Genomic DNA, 18,533 nt, shown 5'->3' with positions numbered 1-18,533 from the left:
GACGAACGGGCCCGCCCGACCGGATCTGGTCGGGCGGGCCCGTTCGTCGTGGCGGGCTACCGGGTCAGGTGGACGGCACCAGGTTCATGTAGACCCACGCGTGGTTCGGCGCCAGGCCGGCCAGCGCACGGCCGGCGCCCTCGATGACCTGCGGGCCGGAGGTGACGTGCTGGGTGCCGGCGTGCATGTCGCGGAAGAACTGCTGCAGCGCACCCGTCCGCAGCGCCGCGGTGCCACCGGACTTGTAGACGGAGTTGGCGATCGCCTCCGCCGTCCAGGTGGCGTTGTACAGCGCCAGCCGGACCATGGTCCGCTGCTCGTGGGTGAGCTTCTCGCCGGCCTCGATGGTCTTCGTGACGTCCGCCCAGGCCTCGTAGACCAGGGCGCGGGCGGCGTGCCACTTGGCCTCGTTCTCGCCGTAGGCCGCCTGGAAGGCGGTGCTGTCGGCCAGCGTGCCGGCGCGGCCGGCCTTGGCGCGCACCTGCTCGGCCAGGTCGTCGAGCATCCGGCGGGACACCCCGAGCGCCCAGGCCGAGTGGCCGATGATCGCGAAGTGCATGATCCCGAGGTTGAACACCGAGCCGCCGCGGACGCCGGTCTCGGTGGTGCCCTCGTGGGTGAAGGCGGCCGGCACGTACACGTCGTCGATCGTGTAGTCGATGCTGCCGGTGGCCTTCAGGCCCAGGACGTCCCAGTTGTCCTGCAGGTTGGCCTGCTCGACGGGCAGCACGAAGATCAGCGGCTGGCCGGTGTCCTCGACGATGCCGAGGGTGTGGATCCACTGGGCGTGCTTGATGCCGGAGGCGAAACCCCACGAGCCGGTCAGCCGGTAGCCGTCGCCGTCGCGCACGGCCTTGCCCGGGCGGGTGCCCTGGCCGGCCACGACGGGGAAGCGGTCGCCGACGAACATCTTGTCGGTCGCCTCGTCGCCGAGGTAGCCACCACCGGTGCCGGTGGCCAGCGCCGCGGCCATGGTCACCCAGGCGGTCGACGGGTCGGCGTAGGCCAGCGCCTGGACGATCTGCAGTGAGGAGATCGGGTCGGCCTCGGCGCCGCCCAGCGGCGCCGGGGTCCACATCCCGAAGAACCCGTGCTCGTGCAGCGCGTCGGCGACGGCGTCGGTGAGCCGGCCGCCGGCCTCGTTGGCCGCGGCGTTCTCGCGGATCAGCGGCTGCAGCGCCGTCGCGCTGGCGACCAGATCAGCTGCCGAGCGGGGGGTGCGGGCCGGGCTCGACGTGGTGTCGGGTGCCGTCGTCGTCATGGTGGCTCCTGTTCTGCGGGAAATGAAAGGCCGGTGCGTGGCGGGCGCGAGCGCCCACCGGAGTGGTCCGGATGGCCGACGGGCGTCGTCCACAGGGCGGGACGGCCCTCCGGCCGGGGACACGGCGTTCGTTGTGCGAACGCGCGTTCGTTTCAGAGTTGTCGCGTCGATCGACCGTGTCAAGAGACACATGTGTCCCGGACGGCGGAGCGCCGCCGGGCACGTCAGCCGACCAGCGAGAGCGCCGCCACCGGGCAGGCGCTGACCCCCCGGTCGGCCGGCCCGGTCAGCTCCCCGGGCAGGTCCGCCTCGAAGAAGGGGCTCTGCACCTCCCCCTCGTCGTCGAGGGTGAAGACCTCCGGCGCCTGGCCCTCGCAGAGCCCGTGACCCTCGCAGCGCCGGCGGTCGACCGCGATCCGCACGTCAGCCCGCGGTGTGCACGGTCACGGGCAGGCTGCCCAGCGCGCGGATGAGGTTGTTCAGCGCACGCTCGGGAGTGCCGAGTTCGAACCGGGTGACCGAGCGGGCCAGCGCGGTCAGGATCGACTCGGTCTCCATCCGGGCCAGCGCCTGGCCCGCGCAGCCGTGCTCGCCGTACCCGAACCCGAGCTGGTGGACGGCGTCCTTACGGGTGACGTCGAAGACCTCCGGGTCGGCCCACTTGCGCTCGTCACGGTTGGCGGAGGCGTAGCTGACCACGACCCGGGAGCCGGCCGCGACGGGCACCCCGTCGATCTCGGTGTCCCGCTCGACCAGCCGGCCGAACGAGCTGATCGGGGACTCGTAGCGGACGACCTCGTTGACGGCGTTCGGGATGAGCTTCGGGTCCTCGCGGATCCTGTCCCACTGGTCGGGGTGCTCGCCGAACAGCCAGATAGCGCTGCCGACCGCACTGATCGTGGTGTCCAGCGACGGCGCGAGGTAGTCGAGCATCAGCATCATCGTCTGCTCGGTGGTGACCTCACCGCGGTCGCGGGCCTCCAGCACGCTGGCGCCCAGGCTGCCGGGCAGCACGTTGCCGGTGCGGACGATCTCGGCACCGAAGGCGGCCATCTCGCCGCACTGCGGCAGGGCCTTCTCCACGCGCTCGTTGACCGGGCCGAAGGAGTCGAAGTTGGCACCGGCCCAGCGGAGCAGGTGCTCGCGGCCCTCCTGCGGCCAGCCGATGAAGTCGGGGACGATCGACAGCGGCAGCGCACGGGCCAGGTCGGCGACCGCGTCGAACGACCCGCGCTGGACCAGCTGGGCGACCAGCGCGTCGGCGGCCTCGGTGACCTGCTCCTTCATCGGACGCAGCGAGCGAGGGGTGAGCCGGTGGGCGACGACCTGGCGCAGGTGCGCGTGCAGCTCGCCGTCGCTGGCGAGCGTGCAGCCGAGGATGGCGGAGTTGGCCGGCTCGTTGAGCGCGATGCCGTTGGCCGACCGGAAGGTGTCGCCGTCGGCGAGGACGGCGCGGACGTCGGCGTAGCGGGTGACCGCGTACGCGCCGTGCTTCTCCAGCCACACCGCCGGGCCGAGGTTCCGGAGGCGGCGGTAGTGCTCGTAGGGCTCGAGCAACGCCTCGTCCGCGTAGATGTCCTCGTCGTAGGTGGGGACCGGGGTCGTCGTCGTCATCTCGGGATGAGTCCTTTCCAGCGCCGCAGACCCTGCGGCGGTGACGTTCGTGGACAACTGTCCGCGCTACGGACATCCGGACCTTGCACGACCCGCGGACGGTGTGTCAAGGACCACGTTCGCGGGTGTCCCGGCATCCCGTCGTGCTGCCCTCCCGGGCAGCACGACACCGGGGACCGGGCCGAGGACGAATCCCGGCCCGGTCCCCGGCACGGCTCGTGCCGACCCAGCCGGCCACCCGACGCCGGCGGTGGCGAGCTCAGCTGGTGGGGCTCAGGTGGTGATGTCGGGGTACGGCATCGTGATGTGCTCCATCGCCTTGCCGTAGGCCTTCTGGTACTCCAGCGGGCCGTGGTCGCGCTCGAACATGGCGATGAACAGGGTGAGGGTGAGGAAGGGGTGGGCGCCCAGCTGGAACAGCCTCACGTGGTCGTGCTGCGCGAGCGCCGTGCGTTCCTCCTCGGCGAACGACAGCCACGTCGTCCTCTCCGCGGGGATGCAGTTGAGGATGGTGTTGGCCATCTCAGCCTCCCACCACGCCACCGTGCCCGCCGGATCCTCGCGGTAGCGCTCGACCAGCTCGGGATCGCGGTCGACGGTGTACAGGAACTTGTCGATCAGGTACTTGCTCATCGCGACTCCTCCGCTGCGCTGGTCACGCCGGGGCCCCGTTCGGGTACCAGGTGAAGTAGGCCTCCATCGTGTGGAACAGATCGAGGGTGTCGACGTGGTCGGCCTTGGCACCCTCGCCGGCGACGCCCATCATCAGCATGAAATCCATGAAGCCGTGGGTGGCGTTGCCCGGGTGGTGCAGGCTGTCCAGGCTCACCTCGGCCAGGCAGCCCTCGATGTCGCCGCTGGCGATCCACTCCACGGCCTTGCGGTCGAACTCCGGGTCGGGGCCGTGCTCACCGAACTGGCGCGGGCCGCCGAGTTCCAGCGACAGGTGCCCGGTGCCGATGATGGCCACCCGCTTGTCGCTGTCCCAGGACTCGACCATCTCCCGCAGCGCCTTGCCCAGCTGCACGAAGCGCTTGGGCTGGGGCATCGGCGGGGCGAAGATGTTGGTGTAGACGGGCACGATCGGCAGGTCGGCCTCGGGCCGCAGCGCGATGATCGGGCAGGTGATGCTGTGGTCGATCCGCAGCTCGTTGCTGAATGCCAGGTCGAAGTCCCGGTCCAGGCCGTCGCGCAGCAGGTGCGCGGCCAGGTCCTCCTCGCCGCGCAGCGTCATCTTCGGCAGGCCGAACTCGCGTTCCTCGTTGTACCAGTTGGCGTCGAAGAACGGCGCCTTCCCGACCAGGAACTGCGGCATGTTGTCCAGCCACAGCTGGTGGAAGTGGTCACTGCCCACCATCACCAGCACGTCGGGCTCGGCCCGGTTCAGCGTCTCGGCGAAGGCCGTCTGCTTGGCGACCCACTCGTCGGCGAACGGCGGCCGGTCGGCACCCGTCGACGTCTTCGCCCGGTAGTAGAAGGGGTGGTGGGTGGACGCGACGACCGCGGCCAGTTCAGCCATGACGACCTCCGTTGGTGTCAGTCTCCGTGGGTGCGCCCGGGAGTGGGTCCGGGACGAAGGGGTCGGGGGCGACGGACCGGTTGTTGAGGTCCACCGACAGGAAGACATCGTTGCCCACCGGGTGCCGCAGCTCCTCGGCCAGCTGCCCGATCAGCCCGGCCGTACGGGCCAGCAGGGCGAAGCCACGCAGCAGTTCCAGCGGCAGCCCGAGGTCGGCCAGCGCCGCCCCGCACACGCCGGCACCGTTGAGCGGCAGCGTCTTGCCGAGCACCTGGGGGTGCACCCGGCCGATCGCGGCGAACAGCGACAGGTGGGGGCCGAACAGGCCCTCCTCGGTGGCGATCTGCAGCAACCGCGGGGTGCGCGGGTCGCCCTGCTTGTGCACGTGGTGGCCCAGGCCGGGCACGAACCGCTTCGCCGCCCGCTGCGCCTGCACCGTCTCCAGCGCGAGGGCGTCCCAGCCGGCGTCGTCGGTGGGCAACGAGCGGGTGGGATCGGCGGCGGAGACGCCGGTCAGCACGTCGTGCAGGAACCGGCCGCTGTCCTCGGTGACACCCAGGAACCGCGACCCGCCGCCGAGCAGCCCGGCGGCCAGCGCGCCCTGCACGGAGTCCGGGGCGGACAGGTAGGTCAACCGGGTGACGATCGCGGTCGGGGTGAACCCGTGGTCGGCCAGCGCGGCGAGCACCGCCTCGAACACCCGGGTCTCACCGGCCGTGGGGCGCCGCTGGGTGGCCAGCCAGAAGGCCAGCTCACCGAAGCCCACCGTGCCCATGACGTCCTCGGCGAGGTCGTGCCCGAGCAGGGTGATCTTCTCCAGGCTGGAGGCGCCCAGCGCCGTCCGGTAGACCGGGGGCTCGGCGCTCATGCCGTGCCCTCGCGGGTCTGCCCGGCACCGGCGACCGGGGCGGCCAGCCAGTCGCGGAGCACCGCACCGTGCTCGTCGAGGCCCGGCGGGGGCAGCCGGTAGTCGGCGGGGGTCTCGGAGAAGCGGATGGGGTTGCGCACCGAGGGCACGGCAGCCCGCCCCTCCCCCACCGTGACCACGGGGTCCAGGCCGACCTCGGTGGCGAAGTCGACCCCCTGGTCGACGGTGTTGATCGGCCCGCACGGCACGCCGGCGCCGATGATGTCGCGGAACCACTGCATCTTGGTGCGGGTGCGCAGCCGGTCGACCAGCAGCGGGCGCAGCTCGTCGCGGTTGGCCGTGCGGTCCTCGTTGCGGGCGAACCGCGGATCGTCGGCGAGCTCGGGGACGCCGAGCACCTCGACGAGCTTGCGGAACTGCCCGTTGTTGCCGGCGGTGATGATCAGGTCGCCGTCGGCGCAGGGCAGCGGCTCGTAGGGGAACAGGCTCGGGTGGCTGTTCCCCATCCGGAACGGGACGACGCCGCCGGCGACGTAGGCGCTGGAGTGGTTGACCAGCCCGGACAGCGCCGAGGACAGCAGGTTCACCTCGATGTGCTGCCCGCGGCCGGTCTCGTGCCGGCGGTTCAGCGCGGAGAGGACGCCGATGGTGGCGTGCAGCCCGGCCATCACGTCGAACACCGAGATGCCCGCCCGGTACGGCTCGCCCTCGGGGTCGCCGGTGAGGCTCATCAGCCCGGAGATGGCCTGGACGATCAGGTCGTACCCGGGCAGCGAAGCCCCCTCCGGGCCGCTACCGAAGCCACTGATGGAGGCGTAGAGGACGCCGGGGTTGCCGGCCGACACCGAGTCGTAGTCCAGGCCGAAGCGGGCCAGCCCGCCGGGCTTGAAGTTCTCCACCACGACGTCGGCCCGCCGGGCCAGCTCGCGGGCTGCCGCGGCGTCGTCGGCGTCCTTGAGGTCCAGGGCGATCGACCGCTTGTTGCGGTTGATGCCCAGGTAGTACGTGGACACCCCGTCCCGGACCGGGGGCTGCCAGCTGCGGGTGTCGTCCCCGGCCGGGCTCTCCACCTTGACCACCTCGGCGCCCAGGTCGGCCAGGAGCATGGTGGCGTAGGGGCCGGCCAGGACGCGGGAGAAGTCGGCCACCAGCAGACCCGCCAGGGGCCCCCGACCAGACGCGGCGCCGGGGACGGGCTGATGTGCGGTCATCGTTTCTTCGTGCGCCTCTCGTCCGGCGACCGACAGACGGACGTATGTCCGTTCGGCCGTCTGAGTCTCGAACTCCGGATGACGGACTGTCAACCCTCCGGTCGGGTCCGCTGCGTCGTGGCGCGGTACGTCTTGACACCGAGGGGTAGCCATCCCAAGGTCTGCAGCATGCTGTGTCGACCACCAGACGGACACCGGTCCGCCCTGGCCGGCCATGACCCGAGGAGATGTTGATGAGCCACCCCGACCAGGTCGCCGGACAGCCCGTGGTGTTCCGCAACGGCACGGTACTGACCATGGACGACGCGCACACCGTGCTGGCCGGCGGTGACGTGCTCGTCGTCGACGACCGGGTCGCGGCCGTCGGCACCGCCCTGGACGTGCCCGAGGGCACCCTGGAGGTGGACGCCACCGGCGGCATCGTTCTGCCCGGGATGATCGACACCCACCGGCACATGTGGCAGACCGCGATGCGCGGGTACGGCGCGGACTGGACGCTGACCCAGTACTTCGTCTGGTACTACCTCGAGCACGGCCGGGCGTTCCGGCCCGAGGACGTCCACGCCGGCAACCTGCTCTCCGCCTGGGATGCCCTGGAGGCCGGCGTCACCACGACCGTCGACTGGTCGCACGGGCTGCAGACCGTCGACCACGCCGAGGCCGCCGTCGACGCGCTGCAGGCCGTGCCGGGCCGCTTCGTGCTCGCCTACGGCAACATCCAGGCCGGTCCGTGGGAGTGGGCGACCGACCCCGCCGTCCAGGCGTTCCTCGAGCGGCGCCGCACCGGTGCCGGCGACCGGCTGGGCTTCCAGCTGGCCTTCGACGTCACCGGCGACCCGGCGTTCCCGGAGAAGGCCGCCTTCGAGGCCGCCCGCGAGCTGGGCCTGCCGGTCACCACGCACGCCGGCGTCTGGGGCGCCACCAACGACGAGGGCATCCGGCTGATGCACGAGCACGGCTTCATGACCCCGGAGACCGTCTACGTGCACGCCGCCACGCTGACCACCGACTCCTACCACCGGATCGCCGCCACCGGCGGGTCGATCTCGGTCTCCACCGAGTCCGAGCAGAGCGCCGGCCAGGGGTACCCGCCCACCTGGCAGGTCCGCCGGCACGGCATCCCGGTTTCGCTGTCGATGGACACCAGCGTGTGGTGGAGCAGCGATCTGTTCTCCGCGATGCGCACGACGCTGGGCGCCGACCGCTCCCGGGAGCACCTCGAGGCGCACGCGAAGGGCGAGACCGTCACCCAGGTGCACCTGCGCGCCGAGCAGGTCGTCGACTGGGCCACCCGCGGTGGCGCCCGGGCACTGGGCCGCGACGACCTCGGCAGTCTGGAACCGGGCAAGAAGGCCGATGTCGTGCTGATCAGGAACGACGACTCCCCGGTGTCGTTCCCGCTGCTCAACCCCTACGGCCACGTGGCGTTCCAGGCCCAGCGCGGTGACGTGCACACGGTCCTGGTCGACGGCCGAATGGTGAAGTCCGGGCACCGGCTGGTCGGCGCCGACCTGCCGGCGGTGCGGGCCACCCTCGACGCCACCGTGGAGCACCTGCGCTCGACGCTGGGCGAGGAGGCCTGGGCAGCCGGCATGAACCCGGCGACGCCGGACGACGAGGTGCTGGACAACCCGTACACCTACACCGAGTACAAGTCCGATTCCACGCACGACGCCCGGGGCACCGTCTTCGGTGAGCCCGGCTCCTCGGCCTGACCGGCCCGACCCATGGCCGGACGCGGAGAGGTCCCGGACTTCGTCGAGGCACTGGCCCGCGGGCTGGACGTGCTGGCCTGCTTCGACCCCGGTCACCGCACGATGACGCTGACCGAGGTGGCCACCGCCGCCGACCTGGCGCGGCCCACCGCCCGGCGGCTGCTGCTCACCCTGGCGGAACTGGGCTTCGTCCGGCCGGTCGGCGGGGCGTTCACGCTGGCCCCGCCGGTGCTCACCCTGGGGATGGCCTACGTGGGCGCGCTGGGGCTGTGGGACGCCGCCCGCCCGCACCTGGAGGCGCTGGTCCGGCAGACCGGTGAGTCGTCGTCGATCTCCCAGCTGGACGGCCCGGACATCGTCTACGTCGCGCGGGTCTCGGTGCCCAAGCTGATCACCGTGCGGGTGGAGGTGGGCACCCGGTTCCCGGCTGTGCGCACCTCACAGGGCAAGGTGCTGCTCGCCGCCCTCACCCCCGCCGAGCTGGCAGCCACCCTCGCACTGCCGAGCCGCGCCGGCCTGCCGGACGCACCCACGCCGACCGCCGCTGACCTCGACGTCGTGCTCACCGAGGTACGGGCCCGGGGCTGGGCGCTGGCCGACGAGGAGCTGGCCCCCGGCGTGCGGTCGGTCGCCGTGCCGGTGCGGGACGGCGCCGGCGCGGTGCGGGCGGCGATGAACGTGACCGTGCACGCCGCCGAGACCTCGCTCGAGCGGCTGCTGGCCGAGCACCTGCCCCGGTTGCAGCGGGCCGCCGGTGAGGTCAGCGCCGACTGGGCGCGCTGGCAGCGCCGCGCCGCCGCCGCGCCCCCGGCAGCGGACACGGCGGCGGGCACGGCGACGGACACGGCGACGGACACGGCGGGGGGCACGGCGGCGGGCACGCTGGAGGGCACGGCGGCCGGCTGACCTCCGGCTCAGGCCGGCCGCGGCACCCGGTTGTCGAACAGCGCCAGCGCGGCGGCGGTGTTCGACGCCGGCACGTGGTAGGTGGAGTGCACCTTGGTGATCTCGGGGTTCATCGCCCCGCGCATGACCAGCCACATGATCAGCTCGATGCCCTCCGAGCCGGCCTGGTCGATGTACTCCTCGCGGGTGAGCGCCGCGAGCTTCTCCGGATCGGCCTGGATCGCCTCGAGGTACATGTGGTCGAACGTCGGGTTGATGTACCCGGCCCGGCTGCCGGCCAGCTGGTGCGACATCCCGCCGGTGCCGAAGACGGCAACCTTCAGGTCGTCGGGGAAGCCCGCGATGGCCCGCCCGATCGCCTGGCCCAACGCGTAGCAGCGCGCCGCGGTGGGCTGCGGGTACTGGATGACGTTGACCAGGACCGGCACGACGGCGCACGGCCAGGCGTCGCCGGGCTCGGGGCAGAAGATCGACAGCGGCACGGTGAGCCCGTGGTCGACGTCCAGTTCCTGGCAGACGGTCAGGTCGAAGCCCTCGTCGACGAGCTGCTCGACCAGGTGCAGCGAGAGCTCCGGGTGCCCGACCACGTCGGGCACCGCACGGCGGCCGAAGCCCTCGTCGGCCACCCGGTAGCTGTCGGCGGTACCGATCGCGAAGGTCGGGACCATCTCCAGGCCGACGGCGTTGGCGTGGTCGTTGTAGACGATCACGGCGACGTCCGGCCGGTGCTCAGCCATCCACTCGCGGGCCGGCCGGTACCCGTCGAACAGCGGCTTCCAGTACGGGTCCTCGGTCTTGCCGCGGTCCATCGCCGCGCCGATCGAGGGGACGTGCGAGGTCGCGAGACCCCAGATGACCTCAGCCACGGATCCGTCCACCCGCCTTCAGCGCCGCCATGAACTCCTCCTCCGTCATCCCGGTGAACACCCCACCGAGGTACTGCATGGACCGCTTGTCCATCATCGCCAGCTTGAACACGTAGAAGATGCTGCCGCCCAGGTCGAGCATCGCCTGCCAGTCGCGGTCCAGCACCGCCTGCTGCTGCTCGGCGGTGAGGCCGAACTCCTGGCAGTACGCCGCCTCGCCGGCGGTGAACCGCTCCCGGTTGGCCGGATCGCCGAGCGAGCCGAACAGCTTGTTCATCCGGTACCCGCGACGGCTCGTCGCGAGGTCGAAGACGTAGTTCTCCTGCGCGCCGGGCCTGCCCTCAGCCGTCATCGATGCGCTCCCGGTCCGGTGGGGTCCGCCGACGTCCCCGCGTGCTCATGATCCTCCAGCCACTCCCACATGTCCCGGGGGTTCGAGCTGGACCAGGTCCGGCCACACCAGCAGCGGCCGGCGAGCTCACCGTCGTGCTGCCGGAAGGAGACCCGCAGCAGCTGGTCGCCCCCGGCGCCGGTCACGTGCGCTCCTGCGGGTGGGTGGCCAGCGCCTCGACGCTGACGTCGAGCCACGGCGACATCGGCAGCGACATCAGCGCGTCGTGCAGCTCGGCGGGGTCGGCGGCCTCGTACAGACCGACCGTGGCGTTGCGGCCGGGCACCCGCCACAGCCGCTTGAGGATGCCGGCCTCCCGCAGCTCCATGGCGCGGGTGCGCTCGCCGGCGCGCAGCTCTGCCCGGCGCTCGGGCGGCGTGTCGGCGGGCAGCCTGTTCTCGGACCGGACGAGGAACTCCACGCTGGTCTCCTGTCTGTGTCGGGGGTCTGTGCCGGTCGACCGGCGGGTCAGCCTGCGGTTCGGCCGGTGAGGGAGAGCAGGACGTCGGCGAGCTCGCGCGGAGCGGTCACCATCGCCTCGTGCCCGGTGTCGAGCTCGTGCACGCCCCAGCCGCGCTCGCGGGCGCGGTCGGCCTGGGCCTGGAAGACCCGCATCCAGGTGACGCACTCGATGAACGACGCCGGCACATCGTCGACCGCGCCGGTGAGGTGCAGCGGGTCGGTGTAGGTCTTCCACGGGTGCGGGGTGAGCTTGGGCGTCAGCCAGTCGACGTCGGCCTGGTCGGTCACGCCGAGCACCGACAGCTTGCGCACCGGCACCAGCCAGCCGAAACCGGCGGTGGCCGCCGACTCCGCCCAGTGGTGCTCGACGGTCCCGGGCAGCAAATCCCGGGCGGCCTCGCCGTCGTCGCCGACGAAGGCGTCCAGGTACACCCGCCGGCCGATCGCGGCCGGCCGCCGGTCGGCCACCGCGGTCACGACCTGCCCGGCGTAGCTGTGGCCGACCAGCACGACGTCGGACAGCCCGAGGGTGTCGACCAGCCGGACGACGTCCTCCACGTGGGCGTCCAGGCCTACCTGCGGGGAAAGCAGGTGGGCCCGCTCCGACAGCCCGGTGAGCGTCGGGGCGTGCACCTCGTGACCGGCTGCCCGCAGCAACGGGGCGACCCGGTCCCAGCACCAGCCGCCGTGCCACGCACCGTGGACCAGGACGTACGTCGTCACGGAGCGGCCACCCCGGCGGGGGCTGCGGCCGCGGCGGGTCGCTGCGGGCGCGCCGGCGCGGCTGCGGCCTCGGCCGCCGCCTCGCGCTTGGCCATCTTGTCCAGCAACCGCCGGCCGCGGACCCCGGCGACGTCGGAGCGGATGCTGGACTCGATCATCCCCGGGTCGGTGGCCACCATCAGCTCCTGGACCTCCAGGGCGTCGATGTCCTCCTTCATGACCGCGAGCTGCTGCTGCAGCTGGAAGGCCGACAGCTCCTCGTCCTCGACCTTGTAGTCCCGCCCCAGGCAGAAGAAATCGTGGGTCGTGGTGTCGGTGGCCGGGGTCATGCCGTAGAGCACCTTCATGTGGAACCCGTCGGGCTCCTCGGTGCCGGTCGGCGCGAGCCGGATGTTGAGGACGAAGACGCCCGGGGCGTAGAAGTCGCCGTCCTGCCACCGGTCGATCGGCGAGGTCAGGCCCATCGACTTCTGGTAGAAGGGCGGGGCCTCGATACCGATCATGTGGCGGGTGAACGACACACTCCGGGTGTCGCTGGTGACGTCGATCGGGGTCGCCGCCACCGCGGCGTTGCCGATGCTGCCGGGGTGCAGGAACGTCTCGTGGGTCAGGTCCAGCAGGTTCTCCACGAGCAGGATCTGCCGGGCCTTGAGGCCGACGCTGCCCTGCACGTGCGTCCAGCCCGGGTCCGACAGCCACCAGGTGTCCGGGATGTCGGCCGGGTCCGCCTTCGCCGGGTCGCCGGGCCAGATCCAGACCAGGCCGTCCCGCTCCACCAGCGGGAACCGCACGGTCGAGGCCTTGGGCTGGTCGGGCTGCTCGGCCACGCCCACGCAGACCCCGTCGTCGGCGATCCGGTAGCCGTGGTAGTTGCACTCGATGACGTCGCCGTCCAGCCGGCCCAGGGACAGCGGGTAGCGGCGGTGCGGGCAGCGGTCCTCGAGGGCGTTCACGCTGCCGTCGGAGAGCCGGTAGAAGACGACCGGGCGGTTGCAGATCCAGCGCTGCAGCAGCGTGCGGCCGACCTCGTCGGAGAACGCGGCCAGGTACCAGCCGTCCAGGACCAGACGCGGGGGCGCGACCATGAGGGGCTCCTCGGGGTGGGTGGGAAGGGGATCGGTCAGCAGAGCGGGGACCCGTCGGCCGGCTGGTCGACGTACGTGACGCCGAGCCGGGCGAGGGTGTCCCGCATGCCGTACACGTCCAGGCCGAGCACCCCGGCCTGGAACTGCTCTCGCTTGCCCTGCGCCGACACCGCACGCGACCACACCGGAAAGCCCAGCGCGGTCAGTTCCGCGACATCGCGCACGCCCGCGTCGATGACCAGCCCGCGGACGCCGCGGGCGATCAGCTGGGTGGCGAAGAGCTCGCCGAACATGCCGTCGGTGGACGGCGAGGTGGTGGTCCCGACCAGCACGTCGCCGGGCCCGCACTGCTCGATGCAGGCGTGGATCATCAGGTTGTCTCCGGGTTGGCTGAGGACCGTGACGGCGCGGCGGTCGCCGGAGTGGGCGCTGATGGTCGGGGCGGACGCGGGCGCGGGTTGCTCGGGCACGGGAGTGGCAACCTCCAGTCGGTTCGGGCTCGGACGGGTGGCTCGGGGCGGCGACGCCGGGCCGGGCGGAACGCGCCCGGCCCGCCGAACCTAGGTCGCCGGCCCGCACCGCGGAACGGCCTCCCGTCGGGGATGGACTACGTCATCCGTCGCGAGCCCGCCGGCCGCTCCTGCGCTCAACTCGGTGGCGGGATCAGCCCCTCGCGGATGGCCAGCAACGCTGCCTGCGTGCGCGAGGCCAGCTGCAGCTTGGCCAGCACGTTGCTCACGTGGGTGCGGGCGGTGCGCTCGCTGATCCTCAGGCGCTCGGCGATGTCCCGGTTGGAGTGCCCCTGGGCGACGAGGGCGAGAACCTCCCGTTCCCGCGCGGTCAGCGCGCCCAGGCCCACCTGCGGTCCGGCCATCCGCCGGGTCAGCTGCCGGGCGACCGCGGCGTCCAGGTGCACCTCGCCGGCGGCGGCGGCCTGCACGGCGGTGACCACCTCGGCCGGTTCGGCGTCCTTGAGCAGGTAGCCGGCCGCGCCCGCGGCCAGCGCCGCGTGCACGCGCTCGACCTCGCCGAAGCTGGTCAGCACCACGACCCGGACGTCCGGGTGGGCCTGCACGATCGCCGCGGTCGCCTCGACGCCGCCCATCCGCGGCATCTGCAGGTCCATCAGCACCACGTCGGGCAACCGGGTGCGCAACGCCGCGCACTGGGCCAGCTGCGCCAGCGCGTCCTGCCCGTCCGTCGCCTCCCCCACCACCTCGACGGTCGGGACGGCGTCGACGTAGGCGAGGATCCCGCGCCGGACGATGGCGTGGTCGTCGACCACCATCAGCCGGATCACCGGGGGCTGCGCGGGTGCGTCGTCGTCGGGCACCGTCGTCATGCTCCTCCTCCGGTTCGCTGCAGTGGGAGCTCGAGCCGCACCGCCCAGCCGCCGTCCGGGCACGGTCCGGCGGTGAGCCGGCCCCCCCACCGCTCGGCACGCTCCCGCATCGACACCAGCCCCAGCGTCCGCCGGGCCCCGACGGCCGGTGGCGCGACCGATCCACTGCCGTCGTCGGACACCTCCACGGCCAACCCGCCCCCCTCGCCCAGCGACGCGAACCGCACTCCCGCGGCAGTGGCCCGGGCGTGTTTGACCACGTTGTGCAGGGCCTCCTGGACGATCCGGTAGAGGTCCTCCTGGACGTCGAGGCCACCCGTCCCGGTCAGATCGTCGGGCGCGACCACGTCGATCAGCAGCCCGCCGCGCGCCTCCAGGCTGGCGGCGTGCGCCCGGACGGCCTCCACCAGTCCGCGCTCGGCCAGCTCCAGCGGCCGCAGTTCGAACACCAGCCCGCGCAGGTCGGCCAGCGCGCTCTGCGACAGGCCGGCCAGCTCGGAGGCGGCGGCGCGCAGCCGGGCCGGGTCGGCGTCCCCGCCATCGAGCAGGGCGCTGAGCGCGGCGGCCTGCAGCCGCATGGAGAACAGCTGCTGGACCACCGAGTCGTGCAGGTCGCGGGCCAGCCGGCGGCGCTCGTCGGACTCCGCCTGGGACCTGGTCTGGGCGAGCAGGGCGGCGGTGTCGATCGCGACCGCCGCGTGGTCGGCCATCGCCTCCAGGAACACCAGCGAGCTGGGGCCGGGGTCCTCACCGGGCAGGTAGTAGGCGTTGATGACCCCGACCGCCCGGCCGCGGACGACCAGGGGCATGGCCACGAAACTGTCCCAGTCCGGGCGGCTCATCACCTCGTGCAGCGGCGCCCAGCGGGGGTCGGCCAGGATCGCCGCGCGGCGGTGCACGTCGACGACCGGGTCACCGGCCCCGATGGCGTCGATGAACCGGACGTGCGCGCCCAGCCGGCGGCAGGCGGCGAGCCGCTCGGTGAAGTCCGCTGCGTCGCCGAACCCGGCCATGCCCAGCAGCCGGACCTCGTCCCGCGGATCGTCGAGGGCGAGGATCTGCACCGCGGCGATGTTCGCCGTCATGACCACCTCGCGGGCCACCGCGTCCAGGGTGGCGCGCAGCGACCGCTCGTCGGCCACGCTGGACGCTGCCCGGGCGATCGCGGTCAGCCGCTCCTGCTGTCGCGCGGCGTCGGTGACGTCGCTGAACCAGACGACCGCGCCTCCCTCCGGCAGTGGCTGCAGGCGGTACTCCAGGGTGCGGTGCCGGCCATCGCTGCCGGTCCAGGACGCCCGGGCGCGATCGGCGGGCGTCGGGCCCGGGGCGTGGACGGCGAAGGGCACCGGCCGGCCCACCAGCTCGGCGGCCGGCCGGCCGAGCACGCCGGCGCCCGCGGCGTTCACGGAGACCAGCCGGCCCTGTGCGTCGAGCACGCCCAGGCCGTCCGCGGACACCTCGAGCAGCGCGGCGAGCACCTCGGGCGCGGGGACGGCGACCATCTCGGCTCCTCCCGGGGCTGCAGTACGGAAAGCGTGCACCGGGAGCTTCCCAGGTCCGCCGGCCGCGCACCCGCCATCCCCCGACAGCGCGAGCGAGACATCCACAGGTCCTGTTCCCCACTGGTCGGGGAGCCGCTGAGGGCGTACCGTCGAACGTGTGTTCGACGACGACGCCGCCGCCCTGACCCCGCGGTCCGGCGCGTCGTTCGAGGAGGAGCTGCGCCGGTTGCTGGCCTCGGTGACATCGGTCGTGGTCGGGCGGCCGGCGGTCGAGGTGGAGCTGGCCGAGGGCTTCCCGTGGCACCGCGCAGTTCCCCCGGGCGTTGCTGGTCCCGTCGTCGAGCCAGGCGCTGCCGCCGCAACCGCTGCCGCCGCCGCAACTACTGCCGCCGATCCCGAGGGTGGTTTCCTGCCCGGCGCGCTGTGCTCCTCGGTCTGGTCCACCGACCTGGACCGCGCGGCTGCAGTGGCCGCCCAGCTGCGCACCGGCTACACCTTCATCAACGCCCACGGCGCCGCCCACCTCGACGAGCGGGCACCCTTCGGCGGTTTCAACCAGAGCGGCATGGGCCGGGAGCTGGGCATCGAGGGCATCCGCGAGTTCATGGACACCCACGCCGTCGGCTTCCCCGCCTGACGACCACCCCCGACGAGAGGACAGCGACATGGCAGCGAACCGCGGCATCACCTACCAGGGAGCCGGCCGGGTGGAGGTCACCGACCTCGACTACCCCGAGCTCGTCCTGCGCGACGGCCCGGGCGTCCACCCCGACAACATCGGGCGCCAGGTTCCGCACGGCGCGATCCTGAAGGTGCTCACCACGAACATCTGCGGCAGCGACCAGCACATGGTCCGCGGCCGCACGACGGCACCGCACGGCCTGGTCCTCGGCCACGAGATCCTCGGCGAGGTCGTCGAGACGGGCCCGGGCGTGGAGTTCGTCAAGGTCGGCGACGTCTGCTCCGTGCCGTTCAACATCGCCTGCGGGCGGTGCCGCAACTGCAAGGAGGGCAAGACGGGCATCTGCATGAACGTCAACCCCGACCGCCCCGGCTCCGCCTACGGCTACGTCGACATGGGCGGCTGGCAGGGCGGGCAGACCGAGTACGTGATGGTTCCCTACGCCGACTGGAACCTGCTGGTCTTCCCCGACCGGGACCAGGCGATGGAGAAGATCCTGGACCTGACCATGCTCTCGGACATCTTCCCCACCGGGTACCACGGCGCCTACACCGCAGGCGTCACGACCGGATCCACCGTGTACATCGCCGGCGCCGGCCCGGTCGGTCTGGCCGCGGCCGTCTCCGCCCAGCTGCTCGGCGCCTCGGTGGTGATCGTCGGCGACCTGAACGAGGACCGGCTGGCCCAGGCCCGGTCGTTCGGCTGCGAGACCGTCGACGTCAGCAAGGGCGCCCCCCAGGAACAGATCGAGCAGCTGCTCGGCATCCCCGAGGTCGACGCCGCGGTCGACGCCGTCGGCTTCGAGGCCCGCGGTCACGGGTCCGGGGCGGCCACCGAGGCGCCGGCCACCGTGCTCAACTCGCTGATGGAGATCACCGCCGCCGGTGGCGCGATCGGCATCCCCGGCCTCTACGTCACCGGTGATCCCGGCGGCATCGACGAGGCGGCCAAGGTCGGCGCGCTGTCGCTGAGCCTGGGCACCGGATGGGCCAAGTCGCTGTCGATGGCCACCGGGCAGTGCCCGGTGATGCGCTACAACCTCGGGCTGATGAAGGCGATCCTGCACGAAAAGGTGCAGATCGCGAAGGCCGTCAACGCCGAGGTGATCACCCTGGACGACGCCCCGCGCGGCTACGCCGAGTTCGACTCCGGGGTGGCCAAGAAGTATGTGATCGACCCGCACGGTGTCACCGGCAAGGCCGCCTGACCCACGCGGCACCACCGGACCGGCCGCCGCCCCGATCCCGGGGCGGCGGCCGGCGGCGTTCGGGAACCGTGGTCAGTGCGGCATGGTGATGATCGGCTTGACCACCGCACCGCTGTAGGAGGCCTCCAGCGCATCGCCGATCCGCTCGAGCGGGAAGTACTCCACCAGCCGGTCCATCGGGAACCGCCCACCGGCGTAGAGGTCCATCAGCGCGCCGATCAGCCGCGGGCTGTGCCCGCTGCCACCCAGCGTGCCCACGATCGACTTCCCCCACAGCGTCGTCATGTGGTCGGCGCTGAACTCGGTGCCGGCCGGGGCACCGCCGATCAGGACGGCGGTGCCGCGCATCCCCACCGAGTCGATGGCCTGACGGATCACCCCCGGCGCACCGGTGCACTCGAAGGAGAAGTCGGCCGGGCCGCCGCAGATCTCGGTCACCGCCCGGACCGCGTCCTGCTCCCCGGCGTCGACGGTGTGGGTGGCGCCGAGCTCGCTCGCCAACTGTAGCCGGGAGGCGTGCCTGTCGACGGCGATGATGGTGGTGGCCGCCGAGTTGCGGGCGGCCATGATCGCGGCCAGCCCGACGGTGCCGGCGCCGTAGATGACCAGCGAGGCACCGGGCAGCGGCCGCGCCGTGTGGAAGACCGCGCCGGCGCCGGTGGCCAGCCCGCACGCCAAGGGGCCCATCAGCTCCACGGGCATGCCCTCGGGTACCGGGACCAGCGCCGAGGCCGGCGTGATCGAGTGGGTGGCGAACGACGACTGGCCGAAGAAGTGACCGGCGAGCGGGTCGCCCGACGTCGTCCGCAGGGCCGATCCGCCGCCCAGCCGGGCACCGCTGAAGCACAGCTCACCCAGTCGCAGGCAGTAGCGGGGTTCACCGTCCAGGCAGTTGCGGCACTCGCCGCACCACGGCCAGCCCATCACGACGGCCTGGCCCTCCCGCACGCTGGTCACACCGTCGCCGACGGCGAGGACCGTGCCGGCGCCCTCGTGCCCGAGCACCCCCGGCAGCGGGAAGGGCATCTCGCCGTCACGGGCGATGCCGTCGGTGTGGCAGAACCCCGTGGCGGTGACCTGCACCAGCACCTCGCCGGGGCCGGGGTCGTCCAGCTCGAGGTCCCGGACGGCGAACGGCCCGTGCGCCTCGTCGACGACCGCTGCGGTGATCTGCACGTG

Annotated in this window: 20 protein-coding genes; 4 read left to right on the top strand and 16 right to left on the bottom strand. The window is 72.6% G+C overall.

From position 1 onward, the window contains the following. Positions 1–64: 64 nt before the first annotated feature. The 7 genes from ACYVG5_RS04050 to ACYVG5_RS04020 form a co-directional block, all read right to left on the bottom strand. The gene (locus tag ACYVG5_RS04050; protein ID WP_222046821.1) at positions 65–1,261 is read right to left on the bottom strand and encodes an acyl-CoA dehydrogenase family protein; all 1,197 of its coding nucleotides are present in this window, start codon (positions 1,259–1,261) and stop codon (positions 65–67) included. 224 nt (positions 1,262–1,485) lie between these two features. Next, positions 1,486–1,683 (bottom strand): ferredoxin, encoded by a 198-nt coding sequence (locus ACYVG5_RS04045; protein WP_222046819.1) that lies wholly within the window; start codon positions 1,681–1,683, stop codon positions 1,486–1,488. A gap of 1 nt (position 1,684) precedes the next feature. Further along, positions 1,685–2,875 (bottom strand): cytochrome P450, encoded by a 1,191-nt coding sequence (locus ACYVG5_RS04040; protein WP_222046817.1) that lies wholly within the window; start codon positions 2,873–2,875, stop codon positions 1,685–1,687. Positions 2,876–3,148: 273 nt separating this feature from the next. After that, positions 3,149–3,508, bottom strand: coding sequence for a hypothetical protein (locus ACYVG5_RS04035; RefSeq protein ID WP_222046815.1), 360 nt, complete (start codon positions 3,506–3,508; stop codon positions 3,149–3,151). 22 nt (positions 3,509–3,530) lie between these two features. Next, complete coding sequence (locus ACYVG5_RS04030) at positions 3,531–4,394, bottom strand: DODA-type extradiol aromatic ring-opening family dioxygenase (protein WP_222046813.1); 864 nt, start codon at positions 4,392–4,394, stop codon at positions 3,531–3,533. Beyond that, positions 4,387–5,262 carry a citryl-CoA lyase gene (locus ACYVG5_RS04025; protein WP_222046811.1) on the bottom strand — a complete coding sequence of 292 codons (876 nt, stop codon included), beginning with the start codon at positions 5,260–5,262 and terminating at the stop codon, positions 4,387–4,389. Before ACYVG5_RS04025 ends, ACYVG5_RS04030 begins: the two co-directional genes overlap by 8 nt. Further along, positions 5,259–6,473, bottom strand: coding sequence for a CaiB/BaiF CoA transferase family protein (locus tag ACYVG5_RS04020; protein WP_222046809.1), 1,215 nt, complete (start codon positions 6,471–6,473; stop codon positions 5,259–5,261). Before ACYVG5_RS04020 ends, ACYVG5_RS04025 begins: the two co-directional genes overlap by 4 nt. Before the next feature lie 233 nt (positions 6,474–6,706). Here ACYVG5_RS04020 and ACYVG5_RS04015 point away from each other — a divergent pair, with 233 nt between their 5' ends. Both ACYVG5_RS04015 and ACYVG5_RS04010 read left to right on the top strand, forming a co-directional pair. Then, a complete protein-coding gene (locus ACYVG5_RS04015) occupies positions 6,707–8,188 on the top strand; it encodes an amidohydrolase family protein (RefSeq protein WP_222046807.1) in 1,482 nt (493 codons plus the stop codon). A gap of 12 nt (positions 8,189–8,200) precedes the next feature. After that, positions 8,201–9,094: an IclR family transcriptional regulator domain-containing protein gene (locus ACYVG5_RS04010; RefSeq protein ID WP_222046805.1), complete on the top strand. Its 894-nt coding sequence runs from the start codon at positions 8,201–8,203 to the stop codon at positions 9,092–9,094. A gap of 8 nt (positions 9,095–9,102) precedes the next feature. Here the strand turns inward: ACYVG5_RS04010 and ACYVG5_RS04005 are convergent, their stop codons facing one another. The 8 genes from ACYVG5_RS04005 to ACYVG5_RS03970 form a co-directional block, all read right to left on the bottom strand. Next, a complete protein-coding gene (locus ACYVG5_RS04005) occupies positions 9,103–9,960 on the bottom strand; it encodes a class III extradiol dioxygenase subunit beta (protein ID WP_222046803.1) in 858 nt (285 codons plus the stop codon). Further along, the gene (locus ACYVG5_RS04000; RefSeq protein ID WP_222046801.1) at positions 9,953–10,312 is read right to left on the bottom strand and encodes a protocatechuate 3,4-dioxygenase; all 360 of its coding nucleotides are present in this window, start codon (positions 10,310–10,312) and stop codon (positions 9,953–9,955) included. The genes ACYVG5_RS04005 and ACYVG5_RS04000 overlap by 8 nt, the downstream gene beginning before the upstream one ends. Positions 10,313–10,493: 181 nt before the next feature. Continuing rightward, positions 10,494–10,772: a muconolactone Delta-isomerase family protein gene (locus ACYVG5_RS03995; RefSeq protein ID WP_222046797.1), complete on the bottom strand. Its 279-nt coding sequence runs from the start codon at positions 10,770–10,772 to the stop codon at positions 10,494–10,496. A 47-nt stretch (positions 10,773–10,819) separates the two neighbouring features. Then, positions 10,820–11,536: an alpha/beta hydrolase gene (locus ACYVG5_RS03990; protein WP_222046795.1), complete on the bottom strand. Its 717-nt coding sequence runs from the start codon at positions 11,534–11,536 to the stop codon at positions 10,820–10,822. Further along, complete coding sequence (locus ACYVG5_RS03985) at positions 11,533–12,621, bottom strand: Rieske 2Fe-2S domain-containing protein (protein WP_222046793.1); 1,089 nt, start codon at positions 12,619–12,621, stop codon at positions 11,533–11,535. The genes ACYVG5_RS03990 and ACYVG5_RS03985 overlap by 4 nt, the downstream gene beginning before the upstream one ends. Positions 12,622–12,656: 35 nt before the next feature. Further along, complete coding sequence (locus tag ACYVG5_RS03980; RefSeq protein ID WP_460682978.1) at positions 12,657–13,091, bottom strand: RraA family protein; 435 nt, start codon at positions 13,089–13,091, stop codon at positions 12,657–12,659. Positions 13,092–13,267: 176 nt separating this feature from the next. Further along, the gene (locus ACYVG5_RS03975) at positions 13,268–13,963 is read right to left on the bottom strand and encodes a response regulator transcription factor (protein WP_222046791.1); all 696 of its coding nucleotides are present in this window, start codon (positions 13,961–13,963) and stop codon (positions 13,268–13,270) included. Then, positions 13,960–15,465, bottom strand: a complete 1,506-nt coding sequence (locus tag ACYVG5_RS03970) for a sensor histidine kinase (RefSeq protein ID WP_222046789.1) — start codon at positions 15,463–15,465, stop codon at positions 13,960–13,962. The genes ACYVG5_RS03975 and ACYVG5_RS03970 overlap by 4 nt, the downstream gene beginning before the upstream one ends. A gap of 157 nt (positions 15,466–15,622) precedes the next feature. Here ACYVG5_RS03970 and ACYVG5_RS03965 point away from each other — a divergent pair, with 157 nt between their 5' ends. Together ACYVG5_RS03965 and fdhA are read left to right on the top strand one after the other, a co-directional pair. Further along, positions 15,623–16,102 carry an aldehyde dehydrogenase family protein gene (locus ACYVG5_RS03965; RefSeq protein WP_222046787.1) on the top strand — a complete coding sequence of 160 codons (480 nt, stop codon included), beginning with the start codon at positions 15,623–15,625 and terminating at the stop codon, positions 16,100–16,102. A 28-nt stretch (positions 16,103–16,130) separates the two neighbouring features. Beyond that, on the top strand, positions 16,131–17,354 hold the full coding sequence (fdhA, locus tag ACYVG5_RS03960) for a formaldehyde dehydrogenase, glutathione-independent (RefSeq protein ID WP_222046785.1): 1,224 nt from the start codon (positions 16,131–16,133) through the stop codon (positions 17,352–17,354). A 72-nt stretch (positions 17,355–17,426) separates the two neighbouring features. Here the strand turns inward: fdhA and ACYVG5_RS03955 are convergent, their stop codons facing one another. Continuing rightward, positions 17,427–18,530 (bottom strand): NAD(P)-dependent alcohol dehydrogenase, encoded by a 1,104-nt coding sequence (locus ACYVG5_RS03955; RefSeq protein ID WP_222046783.1) that lies wholly within the window; start codon positions 18,528–18,530, stop codon positions 17,427–17,429. Between the last annotated feature and the right edge of the window lie 3 nt (positions 18,531–18,533).

Source organism: Modestobacter lapidis (assembly GCF_054780755.1).
This window is presented reverse-complemented; position numbering and strand designations above follow the sequence as displayed.